The organism is Psychrobacter immobilis (genome assembly GCF_904846175.1).
In the GTDB taxonomy this organism is placed as follows: Bacteria; Pseudomonadota; Gammaproteobacteria; order Pseudomonadales; family Moraxellaceae; genus Psychrobacter; species Psychrobacter immobilis_E.
The window spans coordinates 63,091-86,752 of the sequence record NZ_CAJGZM010000007.1; the positions used below are offsets into that span (position 1 = coordinate 63,091).

Below are 23,662 nucleotides of genomic sequence, written 5' to 3' on the forward strand. Positions count from 1 at the left end.
ATTTATTATTATCGATAGTCTTATGAATACTGTCGATAAAATAAGCTCATATAATATAAGAGGTGGCGTATATGACAACTCCTAATAATCAGCCCTCTGCTCATGAGAAGCACAAATTAACCAAACACCGCAAAGAAAAAGAGTCGCTATCTTTTGCGACTTGGGTATTGTTGATCATCAGCTTTAGCTTATTAATCTATGCCATCTATACGATTAAAACGCGAATAGTAAATTCAGATACGGCTAGGGCGCCACAAAGTAGCTTAATACAGACTGGTAATTTGATCCAAAATGGGTTGGAAATCAGTTTGTTGAAAATAGACAGCTAGTATTTTTATCGAAACTATCAGCGGCACTGTTTTTTAAATTTACTACAGTTTTTAAATTCAACGCTATCTTTTAAATTCAGCAATCACTAACTGGCGTGCTGCTTTATGTTCGACCATCGGTACTGGGTAATCAATGTCAGCAAACTTACCACCTTTTGTTAATGCCTGTCGCATCTTATCCTCGCTGTGCAAGATGCTGGCAGGTACGTCCTTCAGCTCAGGCAGCCATGCCTTGATAAATTCGCCATCGCTATCATGGGTCTTAGCTTGGCTAAAAGGGTTCATAATACGGAAGTAGGGCGCTGAATCTGTGCCTGTCGACGCGCTCCATTGCCAACCGCCGTTATTTGATGCAAAGTCGCCGTCTATTAGCTGCTGCATAAAGTAACGCTCGCCCAAGCGCCAATCAATCAGTAAGTCCTTGGTCAAAAACATTGCCGTCACCATGCGCAAGCGATTGTGCATAAAACCTGTCGCATTGAGACAGCGCATCGCCGCATCGACCAATGGCACGCCTGTCTTACCTGTGTACCATGCCTTAAAATCATCCTGATTATATGACCAGTTAATCTTGTTATCTGTCTCTTCTTTATACGCTTTATGGCGAATAAGCTCGGGCTTATAGTCTAAAACATGACGATAAAAGTCACGCCAAGCCAGCTCACTTATCCAACGGTTAATATCGTTGTTATCGGACTTATCAAAGCTATCAAAATTGTCGCTATCATTACCCTGTAATTTCTCTAGGGCTTTTGTGGCTTGTAGATAGCAAAGTCTTGGACTGATTGCCCCAATAGTGAGGTAGGCTGATAGCTGGCTGGTCGCCTGTAAACTTGGCACGTCACGGCTTATGTCATAGTTATTAATATCATCAGCGATGAAATCCTCTAAACGTTGGCATGCAGCCACTTCACCCGCAGGATACGCCATCCTAGCTTGGTCAAGCTGAGTGTCAGTATTAAGGTGCTGATAATCCGCGCTATTCTCTAACAGTTTTTGATAATCTTTGACGGCTTTATTACTTAGTTGTTCTATGTCTTTGACAGTATGAGCACTGTCTTTTGCAGTTTTTAAGGTGGTTTTTGACTGGTTATTTACCGCCATGGCTTGGTGTACTTGTAAGCTGCTAACATCTAAAGTATGTCGCCATTTGTTATAAAATGGGGTAAAAACTTGATACATGCTATCGTCATTGGTGGTGATGGTCTTTGGTGGCAAGATACATTGGTCGTGCCAGCGGATGAATTCAATATCATTGTTTTCTAGTTGCTTGGTTAGTTCTCTATCGCGGTCAATCTCATTACCTTCATATTCGTGATTGGCCATTACGCAGCTGATATTATTTACCTCACACAACGTGGTTAGCGACCCAATACAGTCAGAAAAGCTTGCACAGACTTGTACGGTTAAGTTGATATTCAAGTGTTTTTGCAAAGATGTTGCTAAGATTGGCAAGGTGCGGGCGATGTGGTCGAGCTGAGGAAGTGACATATCATGCGCGTGCCATTGCTCAGGCGTCATAAAGAAAATAGCACTGACTCGCGCGTTATCCTCATTTGCACGCTCGCAAAGCGCTGCCAATGCCGTATTATCATGAACTCGCAGGTCACGACGGAACCACATTAAATAATGAGCTGGGTTTACGCTCGTCGTATTATTGCTAGCAGTGTGATGAGGCGTTTCCGCGACCGTTTTAGACATTCTACTATTCCTATATTAATCAATCGCAATCATAAACAAAACTGTGAATAAAAGTATGCTAGGATAAGTTTTTGGATGCAATGGATTTGCCATTCAATTAACAAATCATCATATTTGCTTTTTAGCGTTGGTAATGAGTATTTATTGTCCGCTATGTTAGTCAAGCCAATTTATCAACGTCATATTTAGTGTTATATCTACTCAGTGTTATATATAAGGTCACATTATGCAGGTTAAGTTTTGTGGTTTTACCCAGCCTAGTGATATTAAAATTGCTGCTCAGTTGGGTGTCGATGCCGTTGGCTTGGTGTTTTATCCACCGAGTCCGCGCGCTGTTACTATCGAGCAGGCGCAACTGCTAAGTGCTTCTTTGCCAGCTTTTATAAGTGTCGTGGCATTGGTGGTAAATATGCCGCGAGCAGAACTGATTGAACTGGCAAACCGTGTCTCTTTTGATATCATTCAATTCCACGGTGATGAAACGCCCGAGCAGTGTCAGCAGCTGGCAAGTGCGGTCAATAAGCGCTGGATAAAAGCGCTGCGTATCAATACGGAACAGCACACCGCTACTAGCGTAAGCGCCGAGATTAATGAGTTTGCTGCCGCTGGCGCGAACAGTATCTTGTTAGATGCTTATCATCCGCATAAGTATGGCGGTACAGGTGCACGTTTTGACTGGAGTTTGCTACCGCAAGACAGCTCGCTGCCTATTATCTTAGCGGGTGGGCTTGACGCCGATAATGTCGCTGCTACTCTAGAGCTGCCTATTTATGCTGTTGATGTCAGCGGTGGGATTGAGTCGGACAAAGGCAAAAAAGACACTGCCAAAATGCGTGCCTTTATGAAAGCGGTCAAACGCGACCGATGGCAAAACGAGACGCTTAGCGAACCTTCGAATATCAGTAATTAGCTTTGTAGCCGTGAACTTCTAGCCGTTAAATAGCTAATTACGTAAAATATTTCCCCCTTATTTATTCTAAAAAATACCACTTATTATAGTAGGAATTATCATGAGTCATGTCGCGAGCAAAGATGTATCTGCCACTGCTAAAGCCATCAATACCTTTACCAATCCAGAAAACGTACAAGACTTTAACCAATATCCTGATGCGCGTGGACATTTCGGCGTTCATGGCGGTCGTTTTGTTTCTGAAACGCTGATGGCAGCATTAGAAGAGTTAGAGGCGCTATATACCAAAGTAAAAGCCGATCCGGCGTTTTGGGAAGAGTATCATAACGATTTGGTCAACTATGTTGGTCGTCCAACGCCGCTTTATCATGCCAAGCGTTTAAGTGATGAGATTGGTGGCGCGCAGATTTATTTTAAACGTGAAGACCTCAACCATACGGGCGCTCATAAGGTGAATAACACCATCGGGCAAGCGCTACTTGCCAAGATGAGTGGTAAAAAACGTATTATCGCTGAAACGGGTGCAGGTCAACATGGTGTTGCTACGGCGACAATCGCCGCGCGCCTAGGACTAGAGTGTATCGTTTATATGGGTGCGGATGACGTCGAGCGCCAAAAGATGAATGTTTATCGTATGCGTTTGCTGGGTGCGACAGTCGTACCGGTAACGTCTGGTTCACGTACCTTAAAAGACGCGATGAATGAAGCCATGCGCGACTGGGTCACCAATGTGGATAGCACTTATTACATTATTGGGACTGTTGCAGGCCCGCATCCTTATCCGCTATTGGTACGTGATTTCCAAGCGATTATTGGTAAAGAAGCGCGTATCCAGCATTTGCAAATGACGGGTAAATTGCCTGATGCGTTGGTTGCTTGTGTTGGCGGTGGCTCAAACGCTATTGGTCTGTTCTTTGATTTCTTAAACGATACTGAAGTAAAAATGTATGGGGTTGAAGCGACAGGTGATGGCATAGAAACTGGTCGCCATTCAGCACCATTGGCCGCTGGTCGTATCGGTGTCTTACATGGTAACCGTACCTATCTGATGGCGGATGATGAAGGTCAAATTCAAGAGACGCATTCTATCTCGGCAGGTCTTGATTATCCGGGCGTTGGTCCTGAGCATAGCTTCTTAAAAGATATGAAGCGCGTTGAATATGTGGGTTGTACCGATAAAGAGTCGCTAGAAGGCTTTCATGAAGTGACACGTAAAGAAGGGATTATCCCTGCGCTTGAATCTGCTCATGCGGTCGCCTATGCGCTTAAACTGGCTAAAACGATGACTCCTGAGCAAACTATTATCGTTAATATGTCAGGTCGCGGTGATAAGGATTTGCATTCAGTGATGAAGGCGGAAGGGATTGAGTTGTAGCTGCTATTGTTTTAGTAGTAATTGAATGACTCCTTATCAGAAAAATGACTTAGTACTCTTTATTTTGTAAGAATTTTCTAATGAATATTATTTATCAAATAAAGAGTCGAAAGTTCAGCTAATAATAATTAAGAGACCACTATGACCCGAATTGAAAGCACTTTTGAGACTTTAAAAGCCCAAAATAAAAAAGCCCTGATTCCTTATGTGATGGCAGGCGATCCAACACCTAATAGCTTTGTTGGTTTGTTACACGACTTAGTCAAACATGGCGCGGATATGATTGAAGTTGGCTTGCCGTTTTCTGACCCAATGGCAGATGGTCCAACGGTCGCATTGGCTGGAGAGCGAGCATTAGCAGCAGGTACTAGTACGCGTGATGCATTAAAAATGGTCGCAGAGTTCCGTCAGCAAGACACGCAGACACCGATTATCCTCATGGGTTATCTTAATCCCGTTGAAATCATTGGTTATGATAGCTTTGTCGCCTTATGTGAGCAATCAGGCGTTGATGGCATTTTGATGGTTGATTTGCCGCCAGCAGAAGCGGGTAGCTTCACTCAGCATTTAACTGAGCATGCGATGAATGAGATTTTCTTATTATCGCCAACTACTTTGCCTGAGCGCCGTGAGCAAGTGCTGACTCATTGTGGTGGCTATATTTATTATGTGTCTTTAAAAGGTGTCACTGGCTCAGCAACGCTAGATACTGATGATGTTGCCACCCAAGTGCAGGCAATTAAAGCGGAGACAGATTTGCCAGTATGTGTGGGTTTTGGTATTCGTGATGCAGCGTCCGCCAAAGCGATTGGTAAGCATGCCGATGGTATTATTGTTGGTAGTGCGCTGGTGCAGAACTTCGCTGATATAGATGCAAGCGACGCCTCTGCGGTGGCTGGTGCTCAGCAAAAAATCATGGCGAAAATGGACGAGCTACGCGGCGCACTCGATAGTTTGACGGTCTAATATTATATCGAAGGTATTGGCATCAAAGTGTGAATGGCTTAGCAACGTCATTGTCTTATTATTCGTAAGAGGGGCGATAGCGGTTTTATAGTAAGGTTTATCACAACTTTTATAACAATGTTTATAAAGACACCGTCAAATGACTTTGCTAAAGTTAGTTTACGTGTGTAAACTAACATCACATATAAATTGTTACAGTTGCGCGTAAGCGTGCTTTATAGCTGCTCATGTTATGAAGGTATGTAACTTTTAGACTGATTCTTATAAAACGACTCTTAGGGACAAGTAAACGAGCCAACTTGTCGATAAGCCTTTGATAATGGCGAATACTATGACTGACACGATAATAAAACCTGATATGACTACTTCTAACAATGCTAATACTGCTGGGCAATCATGGTTTAACCGTCCGATACCGGGCATTAAGCACCAACTGACTGCGCCTTTGACAGCGGTAGAGACCGAACCGTCAACCAAGTGTAGTAGCTGTCACTCCATGATTACCAATACTGCGCTGATTTTTAATTGTTACGTCTGCCCGCATTGTGACCATCATTTACCGATGAGTGCTCGTGAGCGCTTAAACTGGCTGCTCGATCAAGTAGAAGGTGAGCTTGGACAACAATTTACTGCTAAAGATCCATTGAGCTTTGTGGATAGTAAGCCGTATCCGCAGCGCATGACCGAAGCACAAGATAAGACAGGCGAGTCTGAAGCGCTGATTGTGATGTACGGTAAATTGCGCAATCTTGATATCGTTACGTGTGCCTTTGATTTCCGCTTTATGGGTGGCTCTATGGGCTCGGTGGTCGGCGACCGTTTTGTAGAGGCCGCTGAAAAAGCTCTTAAAGATAAAGTCCCTTTGGTATGTTTTGCTGCTTCTGGCGGTGCGCGTATGCAAGAAGGGCTGCTATCATTGATGCAAATGGCAAGAACTGCAGCAGCGATTGAACGTTTGAGAATTGCTGGCGTGCCATATATTGTGATATTGACCAATCCTGTCTATGGCGGGGTGACAGCATCACTTGCTATGCTTGGTGATATCCATTTAGCAGAACCAAAAGCCATGATTGGTTTTGCTGGTAAGCGCGTGATTGAGCAGACCGTGCGTGAGACGTTAGAAGAGCCGTTCCAGCGTGCCGAGTTCTTATTAGAGCATGGCGTGGTCGATGAAGTGGTACATCGTCATCAATTGATTGATACCATTTATCGCTTGTTGGCTAAATTATGTCGCGTGCCTAATGTTGATGCTTAACCGCCACTTATTCTTAATCAGTGAATAGATAGGTAAACTGAGTTTATAAGCTTTTATTAGCGTGCTAGACTCTGAAAAATAGACAATACTTAACGAATAGCATTTATCGTCAATAGCGGTAAATGCTATTTTTGCTTTTTGCTTTTTGCTTTTTGGTTAGGTAGTTATATACTGTCTCTGTTTCCTAATTAACTACTGTTTAATTCTCTATTTTTTCGAAAAATTCTATATAGGTTCCGTCCATGTCTGACTTTTCACTTTCTACCCCTAATACACCTACTGAGCAGTCGAGTTTGACAGAATGGCTTGATTATATGCAGCAGATTCATGTTTCGGCGATAGATATGGGGTTGTCGCGAGTATTACCGGTTGCCGAGGCGTTAGGTGTGGTACAGTCAGCCAAAGACGATGCTTATGTATTTACTGTGGCGGGTACCAATGGTAAAGGCTCAACGACTGCGGTCATTGCGCAGATGTGTCAAGCGGCAGGTTATAAGACCGCTTTGTATCAATCACCGCATCTGAGTGTATTTAACGAGCGGGTGCACATCAATGGCGAGATGGTCAGCGATGAGACTTTAATCAATGCGTTTAACAAAGTAGAAGCAGCGCGATTACAGTGTGGTTTAACCTTATCTTTTTTTGAGATGACGACACTTGCAGGATTATTAATCTTTGCCGAAGCAGACTGCGATGTCTGGGTGTTAGAAGTTGGGCTTGGCGGTCGCTTAGATGTGGTCAATATCATCGATCCTGATATGGCAGTGATTACTAACATTGCTATCGATCATGTCGATTGGCTAGGGGATAATGTCGAAGATATTGGCCGTGAAAAAGCGGGTATTTTACGCGATGGCATTACCTTAGTTTATGGCGCTACTGCGATGCCAGCTAGCGTGCAGCAAGCGATTGATACGCATCAGGCAAGCTGTTATCAAGCTGGGCAAGACTTTGATTATCGTGAAGTGGAGACAGACGTTTGGCAATATAGCAATGCCTCTATCACCATGCAATTGCCACGTCCCGCGCTGTCATTGATTAACACGGCCAATGCCTTATCAGTAGTGCTGGCAAGTCCATTAAATATTGATAAAAGTGCTATCGTACAGGCATTGCAGACGGTCAAGCTGGCTGGTCGTTTTGATTATCGTGAGACGCATAATCGCCATTGGTTATTTGATGTGGCGCATAACGAGCAAGGTGTTGAATTTTTGTTGGCGCAATTATTACCGCTTTGGCAGCAGCATTTGGCAACGCAAAATAGCGTTGATGCTCTCAATCAAGGCGGCAGTCAAAACAATAAAGCTGAACACAAACCCGCCAGCATTAAAATGCTATTTTCTATGTTGGGCGATAAGGATATTAATAGGGTCGTGCAGCGTTTGACCGAAGCGGGCTTGCCCATTAGCGATTGGTTTATCGCTGAGATTGATTATCCACGGGCGGCGAGCACTGAGCAGCTGCAAGGTATATTGGCAAGCTACGTTGATAGTTCGCAAATACATGAGTTTAAACGTCTATCAGAAGCGACTTATGCCGTTATAGATGGTAGTCATGCGCAAGACTTAATCGTCGTATGTGGTTCGTTCCATACAATTGGCGAAGCGCTAGCGGCACTTGCGGTTGATCATTTAAATTAAAATCGTGCTTATTTAATGTTAGTCTTAGCAGTAGCATGATGGCAGACAGTATGAAAAATATGCTTTATAATCAAATTGATTTAGCATCCTGCTATACAATGCTATGAGATAGAAGCTCCGCATGATATTTAAAAATGAATGGACGTAACCGGCGGCAATGGCAACTATTTAACTATAAAGACTGTTTATTAAAGCTATTTAAGCATAGTTTTGAAGCGACATTTTTGAAATAACAGTTTTTAAACGACAGTTGCGCCGCTCAATCAACCTTATTACCAACTAAGAGACGTAAACGGATGAACTTTTCGAGACAAGCCTTATTGGGCATTGGGATGATTATAGGCGGTAGCGTGATGCTATACGCCATGGTGCAACAAATTGGTGATAGCAATAAACCCCAGCCAGCATCAGCGATGATAGATAAACCAAGCCCCGTGCAAGAGTCTCCGCAGCCATTGACGACTGATATCGAGACTGAAAAGCGCATCTTGGCACAAAAACAAAAAGAGCGCGCCGCTCGCGTTGCTGAACAAGAAAAGCGTGCTCAGCAGTTTTTAAGTGAACAAGAAGCGGCTGAAGCGCAAGCATTGGCAAAAGCCCGTGCCGAAAGTCAGCAATATATGGCCAGTAGCGCACCAGCGGCTAAAGATAATGAAACGCTAGAAGCAGAAAAAAATAATGCTATAACGCCAACGGTAAAGCCCAATACCATTACTATGACTGCTTCAGCTGAAAATGATGCAAACGCTCGTCAGCAGAAAAAAGCTGTCCAATTGCAACAAGAAGCACAGCGCCAAGCCGCGCTTAAAGAACAAGCGGCTGCTAAGAAATTATCAGACAGTAAAAAGGAAGCTGAAGCTAAAAAACAGGCAGACGCCAAAAAACAAGCGGATACTCAAGCTGCCGCTGAGAAAAAGCGTGAGGCAGCGCAAGTAGCTAAAAATGAAGCCCCAAAATCGCCATCTGATTACCAAGTAAAAAAAGGTGACGGGCTGATTAAACTGGCACTGCAACACAATATACCAGTAGAAGTGTTGGCTCAAGCAAATAATCTTTCGCCATCGACCTCGCTACAACTGGGTCAAAATATTACCATTCCATCTCGTCAGCAGGTTGATCGCTTAGCACGTGAGGCGGCAGCAGCTGAAAAAGCGCGTGAAGACAAGCGTCAAAAAGAAGAAGCATTAGCCAAGAAGTCGACCGATGCCAAACGTGAAGCACAGCAAAAACTTAGTGAAGCGCGTAAAGAAGTGAAAGAAACCGATGCTAAAGGTAGCTTTGGGGTGCAAGTGGCGCTGGCAAATGACCAAGCCAAAGCTGATGAGTTGGCAAAGAAATTCCAAGCTGCGGGTTATCAAGTTAAGACCAGTACTACCAGTCGCGGCGTACGCGTTGTCGTTGGTCCTGAGCGTGGTAAAGTGGCCGCATTGGCATTAAAAGATAAGATTAATAGTGACCCAAAAGTTAATACCACCAGTGCTTGGGTTTTATATTGGCGCTAAAATGAATTTAAGTTGCTGAAATATGATGACCATTATCGCTAAATAAACAGCACAATTTTAATTAGTCTCATTGATATTTTTATCGTTCTTACTAATTTTATTCAAACACGACATCTATTGTCGTGTTTTTTGTTTTATCGTTTGCCGATTTGGGCAAGCTTGGTTACGATGAGCGCCGCTCTTTCCTGTTTCTTTCTGTTTCTCTCTGTACTGTATAACCTGTCAGCCTACAAAGGCTGCCCTGTTACGGTTGGCTATGTGTCGTCATTTTAATGACATCATCATGACACGTACCTGACAGCTTTCATTATCTATAAGGTAAAACCATGTCATTTGGCGTTATATTTTTAATACTGGCGGTTGGGTTTGTAGGGCTAATTATCCTGCCAAAACTGTTTTCTAACAAACAGGCCGCTGAGCCTGAGCCGCCACCTGTGCGCGGTGATGAGCTGGCTATTTGGCCCTTTGCGCCAATGCCTATCATGACGAACACGGAAGTGATATTTTTTAACAAGTTAAAAAATTCCTTGCCCGAATATCATATTTTTGTCCAAGTTCAGCTGTCACGCATCATCGAAGCCAATAGCAGTGAAACCTCCGAACGTAGCTTTTGGTTCAATCGTATTTGTCGTCAAAGCGTCGACTATGTCATCGTTGATATCGATGCTCAGACTACTTTGCTCGCCATCGAGCTTGATGATTGGACGCATAATAGTAAAGCGCGGCAAAAGGCGGACGATAAAAAGGATAAAGCGCTTGCCAGTGCCGGTATTGCTATCGTGCGCTTTCATGCCGAGCGTATGCCAAGTGCCGATATGCTCAGATATGAGCTGATGCAGGTGATTGAGAGTTATTAGGATTATAGTAAAAACTTAACCTTTATCTTTTGCTTAGTTGGGCTTTCTAGGATAAATAACGATTGGTCTATCACCTTCAAAATATAGCCCTGTTTTTAAGATAGCATTTTTAGAATTGATAAGTGGTAGCCGACGATTATCGTAGAAGTCGCGCTTACTAAACCATTCGATATAATGAGCAGCGCGCAATGTGCTGATGTCAATCGCCGCAAGAGTTTCGCTATCAGTTTTATCGCACCATTCGTGCATTGGAAAGCTTGGTGATAGCCAAGACGGATAGCTAAAACTGGTAGTTGCCATAGGTAAAAAAAATCGCCCTTTTATCACGCCATAGCGCTTATCAATTTTGACTTGTCCATGACTTGCAGTATCTACCCAAACCGTGCGAAACTGCTTGGTCTGCATATGGCTCATTTTGCGTTGTAAATTGTCGTTAGAGTTGATACCGACCCAGTTTTCAGGCTCAAAAGGTGCTGAGCCCATAAAAAACTTAATCGCAAGCTCCCAATGTTCGACCAGATTTTCTTGGTGATTATATAAAATCAAATCCAGCTCACCAATCGTCCGTTTGCCATTGTATAACTGCACGTTACTAGCAAGCGTCTCATACGGATGCAACTTACGCGCAAAGCCATCTTGTAACCAAAACGATAACAGGCCTTCAAAGTGAAAACCCAAGCGATTGGGGCTCGGACGTTTTAATAAATAGCGGGTCAGCGCCTGATAAGCAATGGTGCTATCCAGCTCTTTTAAACGCTGCTGATAGGCTTCAAACTGCTGTCGCCAAAAGCTTGCGCTATGTACTGATACGGTATGTGTATTCTGATGCGGTACAAAGTCCAGCCATTCGGTTAAGACGTTAGGGCAGGCAAGTACATACGCCAAATCACGTACATAAGGTCGCTGGTATGCTTCCCAAGGTGCGTTATTCATGAGAGTAGGAGAAGGCTGGGTGGTAGGCTCGATCATAGTTTGAAGCAAATTGAGTAATGGAGAATTTACCCTAACGGCTCGCTTGCTAAAAGTCTATAGGTAATCGCAATATGTTAAGATTGTAATCGTCTGGCAGCATATACTTTGCCAATCATTCAATAATAATGAGGACTAACTTATGAAATACCTTTTGCAAATCGACTTTCCTTATAGTGGACCTTTTGGCAGTGCATTTTTTGACGCCATGAAAGAGCTGGCCGAAGATATCGCAACCGAAAATGGTCTGGTCTATAAACTATGGACAGAAAACGAAGAGACGCAAGAAGCGGGCGGTATTTATGTGTTTGACAATTTAGAGGATGCTAATAGATATTTAGAGAAGCATACCAAAAGACTGACTTCATTTGGTTTCAAAGACATTAAATCTAAAGTATTTATCATTAATGAAGCACTAAGTGCGATTACCAAAGCGTCTTTGTAAAATACTGAATGAAGAATAATTAAATATAAAAAAGCCAACCATTGAAAACAATGATTGGCTTTTTCTTATATGTTTAAATTTAAAATAGGATATTAATGGTATAAAAATTAAGCTGAATATCTGGTGCATTTGACAATAAAGGTACTAGGATAATGATTAGAAATTTTAATAAACAAAGCGACCATTTGGGTGGTTTGTTAAATAGCTTTTGGAATGATGATTTTGTACTAGTTGAGACTCTAGCTTTTTTTAAGTATTTCATGTGGTAGCTCCATATTAGCCGTAACTTGATTGATGCGGCTTATGGTTGCTAATTTATGAGGTAGAGTCGTTTAGGTCATTGCATTTGCAATTTGTAGCTTGCATTTGCAATCTGGATAATATGAGAGCATTAGTTCTTTCGAGCATCATTTAACAAGCGATTAGCATCTGAAAATATACCGTTTATATTTCTCGATTTTAAACCTTTAATATTCATTGCATCAATATATTCTGCAAGCCCTGCTTGTGTTGGTTGGTTTGTACTTTTACTATTGTCTGTTTTAAAGTGATAAGCATTAGTATCAGGATTAAGCAGTAAATCTTTTAAGACTGATATCAAGTGATAGGCGCTATCTTTGAGGTTTAATTCTTCGTCTGCTGAAGTTTCAGATTCCCGCTGCTGCTGCAATAGTTGTGAACGTTGCTTTTCTTCATCCAAAAATGTTGGAATTTCTTTAAGCTGACCGCTTGTATACTTTAAATCAAACCATCTTCTAAGCTCCGCCTTTTCGATTCTCAACCTATTTTTCTGTATTAACTCACTGACCTCACCTCCAGTCCATAACTTGTTTCTATTATATGGTATTCCTTCGTCTATATAATCAAGGTCACCTTTCAATAAAGCGTCTTCTAAGGAAGCGCGTTTAGCATCTGCACAAGAAGGACTAAAGCCTGACTGTTGAATAAAATTATTGAATTCAGTAGGTTCTTGGTCGCACCATAATGCCACAATGTCATTAACTTTCAACGATTCGGCCAACATCCAGAACTCATGACAGTTTTGATTGTTCATACTATATTTAATCTATTCAATAGAGTGGTTTTCTATATTACACCAATACTCCTAGTTTATAGAACTCAAAAAAAAGCCAACCATTGAAAACAATGATTGGCTTTTCTCTATTACTACTATGTTTGGTCGGAACGGCAGGATTTGAACCTGCGACCACTACACCCCCAGTGTAGTGCGCTACCAGACTGCGCTACGCCCCGAATGACTGACTATTTTACGCAAAATTATGCATATTGCAAGGGCTATTTATTTTAGCCAAAATCTACAATCGCATTTTACCTATAATAGTCAGCATAACCAATGAGCAGTTAACCTTAACCTAGTAACTCTTTTAGGATTTGGTTTACTTGCTGTGGGTTGGCACTACCGCGACTGGCTTTCATCACTTGACCAACCAGACCGTTAAACGCTTTTTCTTTACCGCCGCGATACTCTTCAACCATCGCTTGGTTTTTCGCAATGACGTCTTCAACGATGGCTTTAATCGCGCCCGTATCAGTTTCTTGCTTAAGACCTTTTTCTTCGATGATTTTGTCAGCCGCATCATCAGCATCGCCACCTTCGCGCTCATAGAGAGCACTAAAGACCTTCTTAGCCAATTTGCCAGACAAGGTATCGTCTTTAATGCGGGCTAGCATGCCAGCCAGTTGCTTGGCACTGATAGGGGAGTCAGTAATTTCTTTATCATCTTTGTTTAGCGCGCCTAGCAGGTCGCCCATGACCCAGTTAGCCGCCATTTTGGCATCTGCTTGCCCAACTTCTGCGACCACGGCTTCAAAGTAATCCGCAATTTGACGGCTACCCGTTAGGATGCGAGCATCATACTCAGAAAGACCAAGCGCTTCTTCAAAACGCGCACGGCGGGCAACAGGCAATTCAGGCATCGCCGCCCGAATGCTATCAACGGTATGCTGCTCGATACGGACAGGTAGCAAGTCAGGGTCAGGGAAGTAGCGATAGTCGTTGGCGTCTTCTTTGGTACGCATGGTGCGAGTTTCATCGCGCTCTGGATCATAAAGCATCGTTGCTTGGATAACTTTACCGCTATCTTCGATGATATCGACTTGACGTTCAATTTCACGATTGATGGCACGCTCGATAAAGCGGAACGAGTTGAGGTTTTTGAGCTCAGTACGCGTACCAAGCTCGCTTCCAGGCTTGCGCACAGAGACGTTACAGTCGCAGCGGAATGAGCCTTCTGCCATGATGGCATCTGAGATACCAAGCCAAGTGACCAGTTGATGAATGGCTTTAATATAAGCAAGAGCTTCATAAGCTGAGCGCATATCAGGCTCAGAGACGATTTCGATTAATGGTGTACCAGCGCGGTTAAGGTCAACGCCCGTCATACCATCGACAGCATCATGCACTGATTTACCGGCATCTTCTTCTAAATGCGCGCGGGTGATGCCCATGCGTTTAGGGTATTCGTTTTTCTCGCCTTCATTGACCACGACATCGATATAACCCTTGCCAACGATAGGGTTGGCCATTTGGGTGATTTGATAGCCTTTTGGCAAATCAGGATAGAAGTAGTTTTTGCGGTCAAAGGTGTTAAATAGCCCTAGCTCAGCATTGACGCCGATACCGAATTTTAAGGCACGATCGACGACGCCACTGTTTAACACTGGCAATACGCCTGGTAGACCTAAGTCAACGATACTGGCTTGGGTATTTGGCTCGTGACCAAAGTCGGTTGGCGCGCTTGAGAATATTTTACTTTCTGTATTTAGCTGGCAGTGAATCTCAATCCCGATGACCACTTCATAGCCATCGACGAACAGCTCTTTGCGGACGATCTCTTGGTGAGCGGCATGATCAGTAGTAGTTGCTGTGTTCATTATACCGTCTCCTTCGCGATGGTAGAGTGTTGTAAATGGTGGTCTGTATGCTGCTGGAATAGGTGCGCGGTAGAGAGCAGCTTGCTCTCTTGCCAATATTGACCAATCAATTGCAATCCAATTGGTAGACCGTTTGAGGTTAAACCAACCGGCTGACTAAGCGCAGGTAAACCCGCTAAGTTCACCCCAATGGTGTAAACGTCACCCAAATACATTGTGGCAGAATCTAGATCTTCACCAAGCTTATAAGCAGCTGTAGGAGCAGTTGGACTGGCAATGACATCACAGTTAGCAAAGGCGTCTTCGAAGTCTTTGACAATGATACGACGTACTTTTTGTGCCTTGGTATAATAAGCATCGAAGTAACCCGCCGATAGCGCATAAGTACCAGTCAAAATACGACGTTGTACTTCAGGGCCAAAGCCTTCTGAGCGTGAGCGCGTGTACAAGTCGAGAAGGTCAGTTGGGTTTTCACAGCGATAACCGAATCGTACGCCGTCAAAACGTGACAGGTTAGATGACGCTTCAGCTGGGGCAAGCATATAATAAGTCGCAAGGGTGATCTCAGGGTCAGTAATATTGACCTCTACAATGTTTGCGCCAAGCTCTTCGTATTGTTTTAGCGCTGCACGTACCGCTTGCTCGACTTCCGTATCTAGTCCGCTCGTAAAGTATTCTTTTGCTACGCCAATACGTAAGCCTTCTAATGGCTTCGCATCATCACCAGCAGCCGTTACTGCAGCATTCAAGTCTTGGACATAATCTGGCATATCGTATTTGATAGAAGTGGCATCGCGTGGATCATGACCAATCATTGGTTGTAGCAGATACGCACAGTCCATCGCGCTGCGACCCATGCTACCTGCTTGATCAAGACTGGAGGCATAAGCAATCATACCAAAACGCGAGATACGGCCATAAGTTGGTTTGATACCCGTTAAACCACAAAATGATGCAGGCTGGCGAATAGAGCCACCCGTATCACTAGCAGTAGCAACGGGGACAAAGCCTGCAGCGACCGCAGCGGCACTACCACCTGATGAGCCACCGGGTACATGCGCTAGATTCCAAGGATTGTGTACCGCGCCATAATGCGAGCTCTCATTATCCGAGCCCATCGCAAACTCATCCATATTGAGCTTACCAAGACTGATCATGCCCGCTTTATCGATGTTTGAAACGATAGTCGCATCATAAGGTGAGATGAAGTTATGCAGCATTTTTGAGCCGCAAGTTGTCAATACGCCTTGGGTACAAAAAATATCTTTATGCGCCATCGGTACGCCAAGCAGTGGACGCTTGTCGCCTTGGGCACGCATCTCGTCTGCCGCTTGTGCTTGCGCGCGCGCAGTTTCAGAGGTATGAGTGATAAAGCTGTTAACCTTACTATCAAGCGCATCGATGCGTTTGATATAGTGTTCAGTCAGCTCAAGGCTGCTAAATTGTTTGTCTTGCAAGCCCGTAATAAGCTGCTGGGTACTTAAGAGGTGAAGTTCAGACATAAGGTGTCGTCCGTCAAAATGTGAATAGCAGTAAATAGGATAAAATAAAGGTAAGAATTGTTATAATAATTATTCAATCACTTGTGGCACAAGGTATAGACCCGCTTCGACAGCAGGCGCCATCGATTGATTGCGCTCGCGATTGATATCGTGTTTGGCGACATCGGCGCGCAAATCTTGGCAAACTTCATGAATATTTGATAAAGGTTTGATGTCAGTGGTGTCTACATTGCCAAGGGTTTGCATCAGCTTTAACACTTTGCTGATATCATCGGCGTAACTGCTGGCGGTATATTCATCGACACCTAAGCGTGCAAGGCGGGCAACTTCTAGAATTTCTTGACGGCTGACATTGCTTTCAGCTGCTGTGATTGGCTGTGACATAATTTCTCCAGTGAAGGACAGTTTTTATTAGAGTAGAGAATAAATCAAATAGGTCAGTGTTCAGACAAATAATGGCTAAAGCACCAAAATATATTAAAAAAGCGCATTATCTGTATGTTTTATAGAGAGTGCCTTTATTATAAAGCATCTTAGCCAAGATTACAGAACATGGGCTTTGATTGCTGCACTATCTTTACTAACTTTACTAACTTTACTAACTTTACTAACTTTACTAAAATAAAGAGATTTGCAAAATTGACCAGATAGTTATGGATTGATTATCAATTGCTCACTATTTGGTTATGAAATACGTTACAGTATGCACGCACTACTAAGCTCAACGTTAAGTAAGCTATTAAACAAACTGCTGAGCAAACCATTAAGTAAAGCCATTAGCAGCAATGTCACATGGCTGTAGCACCTTGTTAGTTATTGAATTAAATGATGTTTCAGATAAGGGAGTGGTATTATTCGCCATTTCAAACTTTGTAACAATTTTTATGGCTTAAGCCCAAAATTCTAGCGTGCTGATGCAAATATCTGTGTTTTTTTTGAGCTAAATCGGTATAATTTAGCTCAGTTTTTTCATTTCATCATTATTGCTTCGGTTTGACTGGTTGCGATGATAAACTCTCGCGACGGGTCATGTCCAACGACGACCTGCTTAATACTGACGAGTAAGCCCTCAGTCAATTTCGTTCGCCTCATTCGCCTCATTTGTAATACGCTGGATATATTAGTCATGAACCTGTTTGGATTCTTATCAAATAATATCGCAATCGACCTCGGTACTGCGAACACTCTTATTTTTATTCCTGGTAAAGGCGTGGTGCTCGACGAGCCTACGGTGGTCGCGCTACGCAGTAATCGCACCCAAAACCCTACCGTTGCTGCTGTTGGTATTGATGCCAAGCAAATGCTGGGTCGTACCCCTGCCAATATTACGGCGATTCGCCCGTTAAAAGACGGTGTGATTGCAGACTTTGAAGTGACGCAAAAAATGCTCAAGCATTTTATCACTAAGGTTAGAGCCAAGCGTTTTATGGCCCAGCCTAACGTCGTGGTTTGCGTGCCATGTAAGTCGACCCTCGTTGAGCGTAAAGCGATTCGCGAAGCGGTCTCATCGGCCGGCGCAAGCAAAGTATTGTTGCTAGAAGAGCCAATGGCGGCGGCAATCGGCGCTGGCTTGCCAGTCCATGAAGCCAGTGGCTCGATGGTGGTTGATATCGGTGGTGGTACCACTGAGATTGCCGTTATCGCACTGTCAGGTTGCGTTTATGCCGAGTCGATTCGTATCGGTGGCGATATGTTTGATGAAGCGATTATCACGCATGTGCGCCGTACTCATGGTTGCGTGATTGGTGAAACCACCGCTGAGCGTATCAAACAAGAAGTTGGCTCGGCATTAAATGAAGATAGCCAGCTAGAAGTTGAAGTTCGCGGTCGTAGCATGGCAGAAGGTGTACCAAAGACCTTTACGGTCAATTCTGAAGAAGTGCAAAAAGCCCTCAGCGATCCATTAAGCGGTATCGTCAGCGCGGTAAAAACTGCACTTGAGCAAACACCACCTGAGCTGTCATCAGATATCGCAGAACGCGGTATTGTATTGACGGGCGGCGGCGCGTTATTAAGAGGTTTGGATAAGCTGATTTCAAAAGAGACGGGTTTACCTGTGACCGTTGCTGAAGACCCATTAACTTGCGTCAGTCGCGGCGGTGGTATTGCTCTTGATTTTATCAATAACAAAAGTCTAAATATGATTTTTGTCTAAATTGCTATTGTTCATATAATAGTGGGTACTGTTTATATAGGTGGTAATTGAGCATAGCTACATTTGCTGTGCTTGATAAACGCTAAAATGACATTGCGTGAGCCATTTATCATAAAAACCGTTTTTTCTTATTCGTTTTATTCTATTAAAGGTAGCCAATCAGGTTGCCTTTAATAACATTAACCCATACCAAAACCTATGCCAAAATTAACTAGCACTACTATTTAGATTAACTGACTTATATTAACTGGTAATCGGTTTCTAACATTTATCACTGCTATTTGTAAGATGCTAAGTAAGAATTCGATAAGGTCATATTTTATAGCTTGATATTTGTTACTGTTATGTCAAGTAGCAGTTATTGCTCACATTAAAACCTCTAGATTAGACCAACTATGATTCCAAGTATTTTTGCTCGCCAGCCACTCGCACTGCGTAAGACTGCTATTGTATTGATAGTGGCATTGGTACTGATGTGGTTTGATAGCAAAAATCCTGAATGGTTTAATCCGATACGCACCACCACCCATGCCGCCATGCAGCCTATTTATGAGCTATCGTTATTGCCAAGCTATGCAAAACACTGGTCAAGCGGTAGTCTGCAATCTAAAGAAGCGCTGCGCCGCGAAAATATGCAGCTCAAATCGCAACTCATCCATGCTCAAGCCAAGCTCCAGCAGCAAGATTATATCTTGGCACAAAATGCCCGCTTGCAAGGTATCCTCTCGACGACGCGTCCCGAACAATTTGATTTGAATTTGGCTCAAGTAATTGGTACCGATACCAATCTACTCAGGCAAATTGTCGTCCTTAATAAAGGCGAGCAAGATGGCGTGCAAGTGGGTCAAACGGTTATTGATGAGGACGGTATCTTAGGGCAGATTATTAATGTCTATCCCAATACCAGCCGCTTATTACTGATTACCGATGAGCAGCAATCTGTCGCCGTGACGGTCAAACGCACTGGACAGCGGGCTATTGTCACGGGTGAGGGTATACCGACGTCTTTACGCCTTAATTATGTTTTTAAAACCTCAGATGTGCGCGTCGGCGATGAGTTGGTGTCATCAGGATTGGGCGGACGTATACCAGCAGGCTATCGAGTTGGTCGCATTGCCCATGTTGAAGACACACAAGAGGATAACTTTAGAAGCATTGAAGTCACGCCAGCGGCAAACTTTATCGACAATGCTTACGTGCTGGTACTACAAGACAAAATAGTTAATAAAAATAACACAGACATTAAGGAAGATTGATAGGTTGCCTGCTGTTTTAACTCAATATAAATATAATAGTCACAGCAACCTCTTAACCACCGCTTTTATTCCCACCAATGCTAGATAAATCGTTACATAGCAGCCGCTAAATATTCGCTAAAGGTAAGTATTCATGGCATATCCTGATTCTGAACATGCAACGGGGCTGTTGCTTGCCGTGATTGTCCTGAGCTTTATTGTCGCCTCATCGCTCAGTGTTTATCCCTTAAGCCCGAGCATGGCAACATTGCGCCCGATGGTTATGATGATGGTGCTGATTTTTTGGCTCCTGTTTCAGCCCCGTTATATCGGAATTTTTGGTGCCTTTACTATTGGTATTATCGCCGATTTGTTAATGGACACACATTTAGGTCAGCAAGCTTTCGCCGCCGTGATGGTCGCAATGGTAATAAAAGTCACCAGCATTTATATCAGACAATTAAATACCATCAGCGCTTGGCTCATTGCAAGCTTAGGATTGGTCATATTCCAAGTGACTTTATGGATATTACAGATGTTTATCCAAAATACCTTTGTCGCCCAATCTGTCTTATCCTTATTAATGAGTATCATAAGCTGGCCGCTGGTGCTATTTATACTACGCAAATTTGCGCGCTAGCTTATACTCTTATCTGTCTGCAAAAATCAAAAATCAAAAATCAAAAATTTATAAAACAAGAGAATAGTGATGAAACTCATTTTAGCGTCTGGCTCACCGCGCCGTCATGAGCTGCTAACTAGGGCGCAACTCGACTTTACGGTGATGAGCGTCGATATTGATGAAACGCCGCATGCTAATGAATCCCCTAAAGATTACATTGAACGCATGGTCGCTACCAAGGCAGAGGCGGCACTCCAACAATTAAACAAAGAATTAAATAAAAACTTAAAAAAAAATCAAACTGATTTACTTGAATCAATCATTATTTTAACCGCTGATACCATCGGTGTCTTAGCAGATGGCAAGACAGTATTGGTTAAACCAGATAATCGTAAAGATGCTTATCGCATGTGGCAGCAGATGTCCGATAATGTCCATGAAGTCTGGACAGCGGTGCAAGGAACTCAGGTGTCATTATCCTTTAAAGCGGCTAACGACCTAAATCACGAACCAGTATTGCAAGTCGTTAATCAGCAACAAATCACTGAGCGCACCGAAGTGACTTTTATAGCGCTCAGCACAGAGATGATGAGTGATTACTGGGAAAGCGGCGAACCTGCTGATAAAGCGGGTGGTTACGGCATTCAAGGTTTTGGTGCAGCATGGGTGAGCCGTATCAATGGCAGTTATACTAATGTGGTTGGTTTGCCGCTTGCACAGACATTGGCGCTTATCAATGAGATAAAAGAGGATAAAGCCAAGATTTTCAATTCGCTAAAAGTAGATTCCTAATGCTTATGCACATAATGACACGGTAGGGTGATGGGCAAACGCAAGGCGCATTTGCTACACTGTGAGGCTACCAAACTATGAACGCTTCACAAGAAAGCTGAGTGATAAGAGAAAATATTATGTCCGAAGAGCTGCTGATTAATATTAGTCCCATGGAATCGCGCGTCGCCGTGTTAGATAATGGTATCTTAGGCGAGGTTTATATTGAGCGTCATCATAAACTGGGTTTGGTCGGCAATATCTATCTGGGCACGGTAGTAAGGGTGCTTCCTGGTATGCAAGCGGCTTTTGTTGATATTGGACAATCGCGCACGGCGTTTTTACATGTCAACGATATGCAGCGTGAGCCGCGTCCAGTCGCTGAAAATAAAAGTAAAGCCCATCACACTACCGATAATGAACCTACTGTCATAGAAGCCACTACTGATGACCTAGCTGTTACGCCGCCGGTTGTCATTCCACAAACTGAAGTCGTACCCGTTGCAAAAACCCTTATCCAGCATCGTCTGCACGAAAGCCAACGTATTTTAGTACAAGTGACCAAAGACCAGCTCGGTAGCAAGGGTGCACGCTTAACCACTAATATATCACTGCCGTCACGTTACTTGGTGTACCTGCCATCAAGTGAGCATATTGGTATATCGCAACGTATTGATGGCGATGAGGAGCGTACGCGTCTCAAGACTGAACTTACTAGCCTGATGCAGACAGTCAACCTAAAAGGTGGACTCATTGCGCGTACAGCAGCTGAGCGTGTCCCTGTCGATAAACTTGAAGAAGATATTTACTACTTATTGCAGTTATGGCGCACCATTTGTGCCCGCCGCCAAGAAATGAAGCCCAATCAAAGCTCCGAGCTTATCTATCAAGAGTTATCGCTGCCACTGCGCTCCATTCGCGATTTGGTCCATGCTGATACCGAAAAAGTGGTGATTGATAATGCGCAAATCTATGAGCAGGTGAGATACTTTGCTAAAGAGTTTGTCCCTTTTGTTTATGACCGTATTGTGCATTATACCGCTGAGCAATCATTGTTTGACGTGCACCGCGTCGAGGACGATCTGCGTGATGCCCTAAAACGGCGGGTTGACTTAAAGTCAGGCGGCTATCTGATTATCGATCAAACCGAAGCGATGACGACGATTGATGTCAATACCGGCTCTTTTGTTGGGGCACGCTCATTAGAAGATACCGTTTATAAAACCAATTTAGAAGCCACTCATGCCATAGCGCGGCAGCTGCGTCTACGTAATCTAGGCGGCATTATCATTCTAGATTTTATCGATATGCTTGAGCAGCAGCATAAAGACGATATCCTTGAGAGTTTGCAGTCACAGTTAGTACAAGACTACGCGAAAACCAAAATTACCCAAGTAAGTGAGCTTGGTTTGGTTGAGATGACCCGCAAGCGCACTCGAGAGTCGTTAGGTCAGCAGCTATGTGAGCCATGCTCGACCTGCCAAGGACGCGGTTTCGTCAAAACCGCTGAAACGGTCTGCTTTGAGATATTCCGTGAAATCATGCGCTGTGCTCGCACGTATAACTCACCAAAGAAATTTACCGTCGTTGCTCATGCCGCAGTCATTGATTTATTACTGACTTCAGAATCGGACACAGTGGCAGATTTAGAGTATCTATTGGGTAGGGTGATTACCTTTGATGTCGAGAATCTTTATACCCAAGAGCAGTATGATATTGTTCTAGATTAAGTGTTTATTATTAAATACCCAAAGCAAGTAGTGTAGAAACTAGCGACTGTATAAGTTAATCTTTAATGACCAATAATTCTATAAAAAGTAGGGACGTAGTGTACAAATAATGTTTTATATCAACTACTATCTGCCATCATTGCAAATAACCTCCTTGCAATGGGTTAAAAATTATGTATAATACACACCACTGAATTATATATGCGCAGCCAATCAAACAGCTGGCGCTATGACAGCTAGAGCATCGTTTCTAGCACTATTTCATTATGCCTTTGCTGACATCCTATAATGGAAGGGTCGGCGGGGCTTTAAACTATTTTACTTTTAGTACGCTATAAGTTCCGTTAACGAACTCATTCTGGTTTAGAACAGAAGGCCGCTTTAAGTGAATATTTAACCAAACGGCTTTTGCTCATATCCTTGCAAAGCAAGAATGACAAAGGCACATATTAGGAGCTTGCTGGCATGGCTAACCAGAGAATCCGTATCCGTCTTAAGTCTTTTGATCATCGTCTGATTGATCAATCTGCACAAGAGATTGTTGATACTGCAAAGCGCACCGGTGCGCAAGTTTGTGGTCCTGTACCGTTGCCGACTCGCATTGAGCGCTTCAACGTTCTAACTTCACCACACGTAAACAAAGACGCTCGTGATCAGTACGAAATCCGTACTCATAAGCGTATGGTTGACATCGTTCAACCTACCGACAAAACTGTGGATGCGCTAATGAAGCTTGATTTAGCGGCGGGTGTTGACGTTCAAATTGCTTTGGGTTAATGCACATAAACACCCAACCCATTAAT

22 protein-coding genes and 1 tRNA gene are annotated in these 23,662 nt (G+C 43.4%); 15 read left to right on the forward strand and 8 right to left on the reverse strand.

All coding sequences use genetic code 11. The features are described from left to right. Positions 1-71 precede the first annotated feature (71 nt). Positions 72-329, forward strand: coding sequence for a hypothetical protein (locus tag JMW39_RS09965; protein ID WP_201546337.1), 258 nt, complete (start codon positions 72-74; stop codon positions 327-329). A 63-nt stretch (positions 330-392) separates the two neighbouring features. On the opposite strand, the gene JMW39_RS09970 is transcribed toward JMW39_RS09965, so the two are convergent. After that, on the reverse strand, positions 393-2,030 hold the full coding sequence (locus tag JMW39_RS09970; RefSeq protein ID WP_201546338.1) for a cryptochrome/photolyase family protein: 1,638 nt from the start codon (positions 2,028-2,030) through the stop codon (positions 393-395). Between the two features lie 226 nt (positions 2,031-2,256). On the opposite strand from JMW39_RS09970, the gene JMW39_RS09975 reads away from it, so the two are divergent. The 7 genes from JMW39_RS09975 (at position 2,257) to JMW39_RS10005 (ending at position 10,535) form a co-directional block, all read left to right on the forward strand. Continuing rightward, the gene (locus tag JMW39_RS09975) at positions 2,257-2,940 is read left to right on the forward strand and encodes a phosphoribosylanthranilate isomerase (protein WP_201546339.1); all 684 of its coding nucleotides are present in this window, start codon (positions 2,257-2,259) and stop codon (positions 2,938-2,940) included. Between the two features lie 100 nt (positions 2,941-3,040). Further along, a complete protein-coding gene (gene trpB / locus JMW39_RS09980) occupies positions 3,041-4,315 on the forward strand; it encodes a tryptophan synthase subunit beta (RefSeq protein ID WP_227679482.1) in 1,275 nt (424 codons plus the stop codon). Between the two features lie 141 nt (positions 4,316-4,456). Further along, positions 4,457-5,281, forward strand: coding sequence for a tryptophan synthase subunit alpha (gene trpA / locus JMW39_RS09985; RefSeq protein WP_149490955.1), 825 nt, complete (start codon positions 4,457-4,459; stop codon positions 5,279-5,281). Between the two features lie 358 nt (positions 5,282-5,639). After that, positions 5,640-6,536 (forward strand): acetyl-CoA carboxylase, carboxyltransferase subunit beta, encoded by an 897-nt coding sequence (gene accD / locus JMW39_RS09990; protein ID WP_413786231.1) that lies wholly within the window; start codon positions 5,640-5,642, stop codon positions 6,534-6,536. A 242-nt stretch (positions 6,537-6,778) separates the two neighbouring features. Beyond that, on the forward strand, positions 6,779-8,176 hold the full coding sequence (locus tag JMW39_RS09995) for a bifunctional folylpolyglutamate synthase/dihydrofolate synthase (RefSeq protein WP_201546341.1): 1,398 nt from the start codon (positions 6,779-6,781) through the stop codon (positions 8,174-8,176). A gap of 296 nt (positions 8,177-8,472) precedes the next feature. After that, complete coding sequence (locus JMW39_RS10000; RefSeq protein ID WP_201546342.1) at positions 8,473-9,678, forward strand: SPOR and LysM peptidoglycan-binding domain-containing protein; 1,206 nt, start codon at positions 8,473-8,475, stop codon at positions 9,676-9,678. A gap of 326 nt (positions 9,679-10,004) precedes the next feature. After that, a complete protein-coding gene (locus JMW39_RS10005; RefSeq protein ID WP_201546343.1) occupies positions 10,005-10,535 on the forward strand; it encodes a DUF2726 domain-containing protein in 531 nt (176 codons plus the stop codon). Positions 10,536-10,568: 33 nt separating this feature from the next. Here the strand turns inward: JMW39_RS10005 and JMW39_RS10010 are convergent, their stop codons facing one another. After that, complete coding sequence (locus JMW39_RS10010; protein WP_201546344.1) at positions 10,569-11,504, reverse strand: DUF1853 family protein; 936 nt, start codon at positions 11,502-11,504, stop codon at positions 10,569-10,571. Between the two features lie 142 nt (positions 11,505-11,646). Here JMW39_RS10010 and JMW39_RS10015 point away from each other — a divergent pair, with 142 nt between their 5' ends. Then, positions 11,647-11,949, forward strand: a complete 303-nt coding sequence (locus JMW39_RS10015) for a monooxygenase (RefSeq protein WP_201546345.1) — start codon at positions 11,647-11,649, stop codon at positions 11,947-11,949. 391 nt (positions 11,950-12,340) lie between these two features. Here JMW39_RS10015 and JMW39_RS10020 read toward each other — a convergent pair whose 3' ends face one another. The 6 genes from JMW39_RS10020 to JMW39_RS13340 form a co-directional block, all read right to left on the reverse strand. Further along, positions 12,341-13,003, reverse strand: coding sequence for a hypothetical protein (locus JMW39_RS10020; protein ID WP_201546346.1), 663 nt, complete (start codon positions 13,001-13,003; stop codon positions 12,341-12,343). Between the two features lie 123 nt (positions 13,004-13,126). Beyond that, positions 13,127-13,203, reverse strand: a tRNA-Pro gene (locus JMW39_RS10025). 114 nt (positions 13,204-13,317) lie between these two features. Next, a complete protein-coding gene (gatB, locus tag JMW39_RS10030; RefSeq protein ID WP_201546347.1) occupies positions 13,318-14,844 on the reverse strand; it encodes an Asp-tRNA(Asn)/Glu-tRNA(Gln) amidotransferase subunit GatB in 1,527 nt (508 codons plus the stop codon). After that, positions 14,844-16,346, reverse strand: coding sequence for an Asp-tRNA(Asn)/Glu-tRNA(Gln) amidotransferase subunit GatA (gene gatA, locus JMW39_RS10035; RefSeq protein WP_201546348.1), 1,503 nt, complete (start codon positions 16,344-16,346; stop codon positions 14,844-14,846). The genes gatB and gatA overlap by 1 nt, the downstream gene beginning before the upstream one ends. 69 nt (positions 16,347-16,415) lie before the next feature. Next, complete coding sequence (gene gatC / locus JMW39_RS10040) at positions 16,416-16,730, reverse strand: Asp-tRNA(Asn)/Glu-tRNA(Gln) amidotransferase subunit GatC (RefSeq protein ID WP_201546349.1); 315 nt, start codon at positions 16,728-16,730, stop codon at positions 16,416-16,418. A 585-nt stretch (positions 16,731-17,315) separates the two neighbouring features. Then, positions 17,316-17,438 carry a hypothetical protein gene (locus JMW39_RS13340; RefSeq protein WP_265088398.1) on the reverse strand — a complete coding sequence of 41 codons (123 nt, stop codon included), beginning with the start codon at positions 17,436-17,438 and terminating at the stop codon, positions 17,316-17,318. Positions 17,439-17,472: 34 nt separating this feature from the next. Between JMW39_RS13340 and JMW39_RS10045 the strand changes: the two genes are divergently transcribed. From JMW39_RS10045 to rpsJ, 6 genes are all read left to right on the forward strand, one after another. After that, positions 17,473-18,501 (forward strand): rod shape-determining protein, encoded by a 1,029-nt coding sequence (locus tag JMW39_RS10045; protein ID WP_227679484.1) that lies wholly within the window; start codon positions 17,473-17,475, stop codon positions 18,499-18,501. A 395-nt stretch (positions 18,502-18,896) separates the two neighbouring features. Next, positions 18,897-19,757 (forward strand): rod shape-determining protein MreC, encoded by an 861-nt coding sequence (gene mreC / locus JMW39_RS10050; RefSeq protein WP_201546350.1) that lies wholly within the window; start codon positions 18,897-18,899, stop codon positions 19,755-19,757. A 133-nt stretch (positions 19,758-19,890) separates the two neighbouring features. Further along, the gene (gene mreD / locus JMW39_RS10055; RefSeq protein ID WP_201546351.1) at positions 19,891-20,376 is read left to right on the forward strand and encodes a rod shape-determining protein MreD; all 486 of its coding nucleotides are present in this window, start codon (positions 19,891-19,893) and stop codon (positions 20,374-20,376) included. A gap of 69 nt (positions 20,377-20,445) precedes the next feature. Further along, positions 20,446-21,150 (forward strand): Maf family protein, encoded by a 705-nt coding sequence (locus tag JMW39_RS10060; RefSeq protein ID WP_201546352.1) that lies wholly within the window; start codon positions 20,446-20,448, stop codon positions 21,148-21,150. A 119-nt stretch (positions 21,151-21,269) separates the two neighbouring features. After that, positions 21,270-22,859, forward strand: coding sequence for an Rne/Rng family ribonuclease (locus JMW39_RS10065; RefSeq protein ID WP_201546353.1), 1,590 nt, complete (start codon positions 21,270-21,272; stop codon positions 22,857-22,859). A gap of 465 nt (positions 22,860-23,324) precedes the next feature. After that, on the forward strand, positions 23,325-23,636 hold the full coding sequence (rpsJ, locus tag JMW39_RS10070; RefSeq protein WP_010196670.1) for a 30S ribosomal protein S10: 312 nt from the start codon (positions 23,325-23,327) through the stop codon (positions 23,634-23,636). Positions 23,637-23,662: the final 26 nt, after the last annotated feature.

What these genes read in the sequence shown, in the direction of transcription:
- rpsJ (WP_010196670.1), top strand. Translation starts at nt 23,325, where the DNA reads ATGGCTAACCAGAGAATCCGTATCCGTCTTAAGTCTTTTGATCATCGT.
- trpA (WP_149490955.1), top strand. Translation starts at nt 4,457, where the DNA reads ATGACCCGAATTGAAAGCACTTTTGAGACTTTAAAAGCCCAAAATAAA.
- JMW39_RS09965 (WP_201546337.1), top strand. Translation starts at nt 72, where the DNA reads ATGACAACTCCTAATAATCAGCCCTCTGCTCATGAGAAGCACAAATTA.
- JMW39_RS13340 (WP_265088398.1), bottom strand. Translation starts at nt 17,438, where the DNA reads ATGAGGCGAACGAAATTGACTGAGGGCTTACTCGTCAGTATTAAGCAG.
- JMW39_RS10015 (WP_201546345.1), top strand. Translation starts at nt 11,647, where the DNA reads ATGAAATACCTTTTGCAAATCGACTTTCCTTATAGTGGACCTTTTGGC.
- JMW39_RS09970 (WP_201546338.1), bottom strand. Translation starts at nt 2,030, where the DNA reads ATGTCTAAAACGGTCGCGGAAACGCCTCATCACACTGCTAGCAATAAT.
- JMW39_RS10010 (WP_201546344.1), bottom strand. Translation starts at nt 11,504, where the DNA reads ATGATCGAGCCTACCACCCAGCCTTCTCCTACTCTCATGAATAACGCA.
- JMW39_RS09995 (WP_201546341.1), top strand. Translation starts at nt 6,779, where the DNA reads ATGTCTGACTTTTCACTTTCTACCCCTAATACACCTACTGAGCAGTCG.
- gatA (WP_201546348.1), bottom strand. Translation starts at nt 16,346, where the DNA reads ATGTCTGAACTTCACCTCTTAAGTACCCAGCAGCTTATTACGGGCTTG.
- gatC (WP_201546349.1), bottom strand. Translation starts at nt 16,730, where the DNA reads ATGTCACAGCCAATCACAGCAGCTGAAAGCAATGTCAGCCGTCAAGAA.
- mreD (WP_201546351.1), top strand. Translation starts at nt 19,891, where the DNA reads ATGGCATATCCTGATTCTGAACATGCAACGGGGCTGTTGCTTGCCGTG.
- JMW39_RS10065 (WP_201546353.1), top strand. Translation starts at nt 21,270, where the DNA reads ATGTCCGAAGAGCTGCTGATTAATATTAGTCCCATGGAATCGCGCGTC.
- mreC (WP_201546350.1), top strand. Translation starts at nt 18,897, where the DNA reads ATGATTCCAAGTATTTTTGCTCGCCAGCCACTCGCACTGCGTAAGACT.
- JMW39_RS10045 (WP_227679484.1), top strand. Translation starts at nt 17,473, where the DNA reads ATGAACCTGTTTGGATTCTTATCAAATAATATCGCAATCGACCTCGGT.
- gatB (WP_201546347.1), bottom strand. Translation starts at nt 14,844, where the DNA reads ATGAACACAGCAACTACTACTGATCATGCCGCTCACCAAGAGATCGTC.
- trpB (WP_227679482.1), top strand. Translation starts at nt 3,041, where the DNA reads ATGAGTCATGTCGCGAGCAAAGATGTATCTGCCACTGCTAAAGCCATC.
- accD (WP_413786231.1), top strand. Translation starts at nt 5,640, where the DNA reads ATGACTACTTCTAACAATGCTAATACTGCTGGGCAATCATGGTTTAAC.
- JMW39_RS10005 (WP_201546343.1), top strand. Translation starts at nt 10,005, where the DNA reads ATGTCATTTGGCGTTATATTTTTAATACTGGCGGTTGGGTTTGTAGGG.
- JMW39_RS10020 (WP_201546346.1), bottom strand. Translation starts at nt 13,003, where the DNA reads ATGAACAATCAAAACTGTCATGAGTTCTGGATGTTGGCCGAATCGTTG.
- JMW39_RS09975 (WP_201546339.1), top strand. Translation starts at nt 2,257, where the DNA reads ATGCAGGTTAAGTTTTGTGGTTTTACCCAGCCTAGTGATATTAAAATT.
- JMW39_RS10000 (WP_201546342.1), top strand. Translation starts at nt 8,473, where the DNA reads ATGAACTTTTCGAGACAAGCCTTATTGGGCATTGGGATGATTATAGGC.
- JMW39_RS10060 (WP_201546352.1), top strand. Translation starts at nt 20,446, where the DNA reads ATGAAACTCATTTTAGCGTCTGGCTCACCGCGCCGTCATGAGCTGCTA.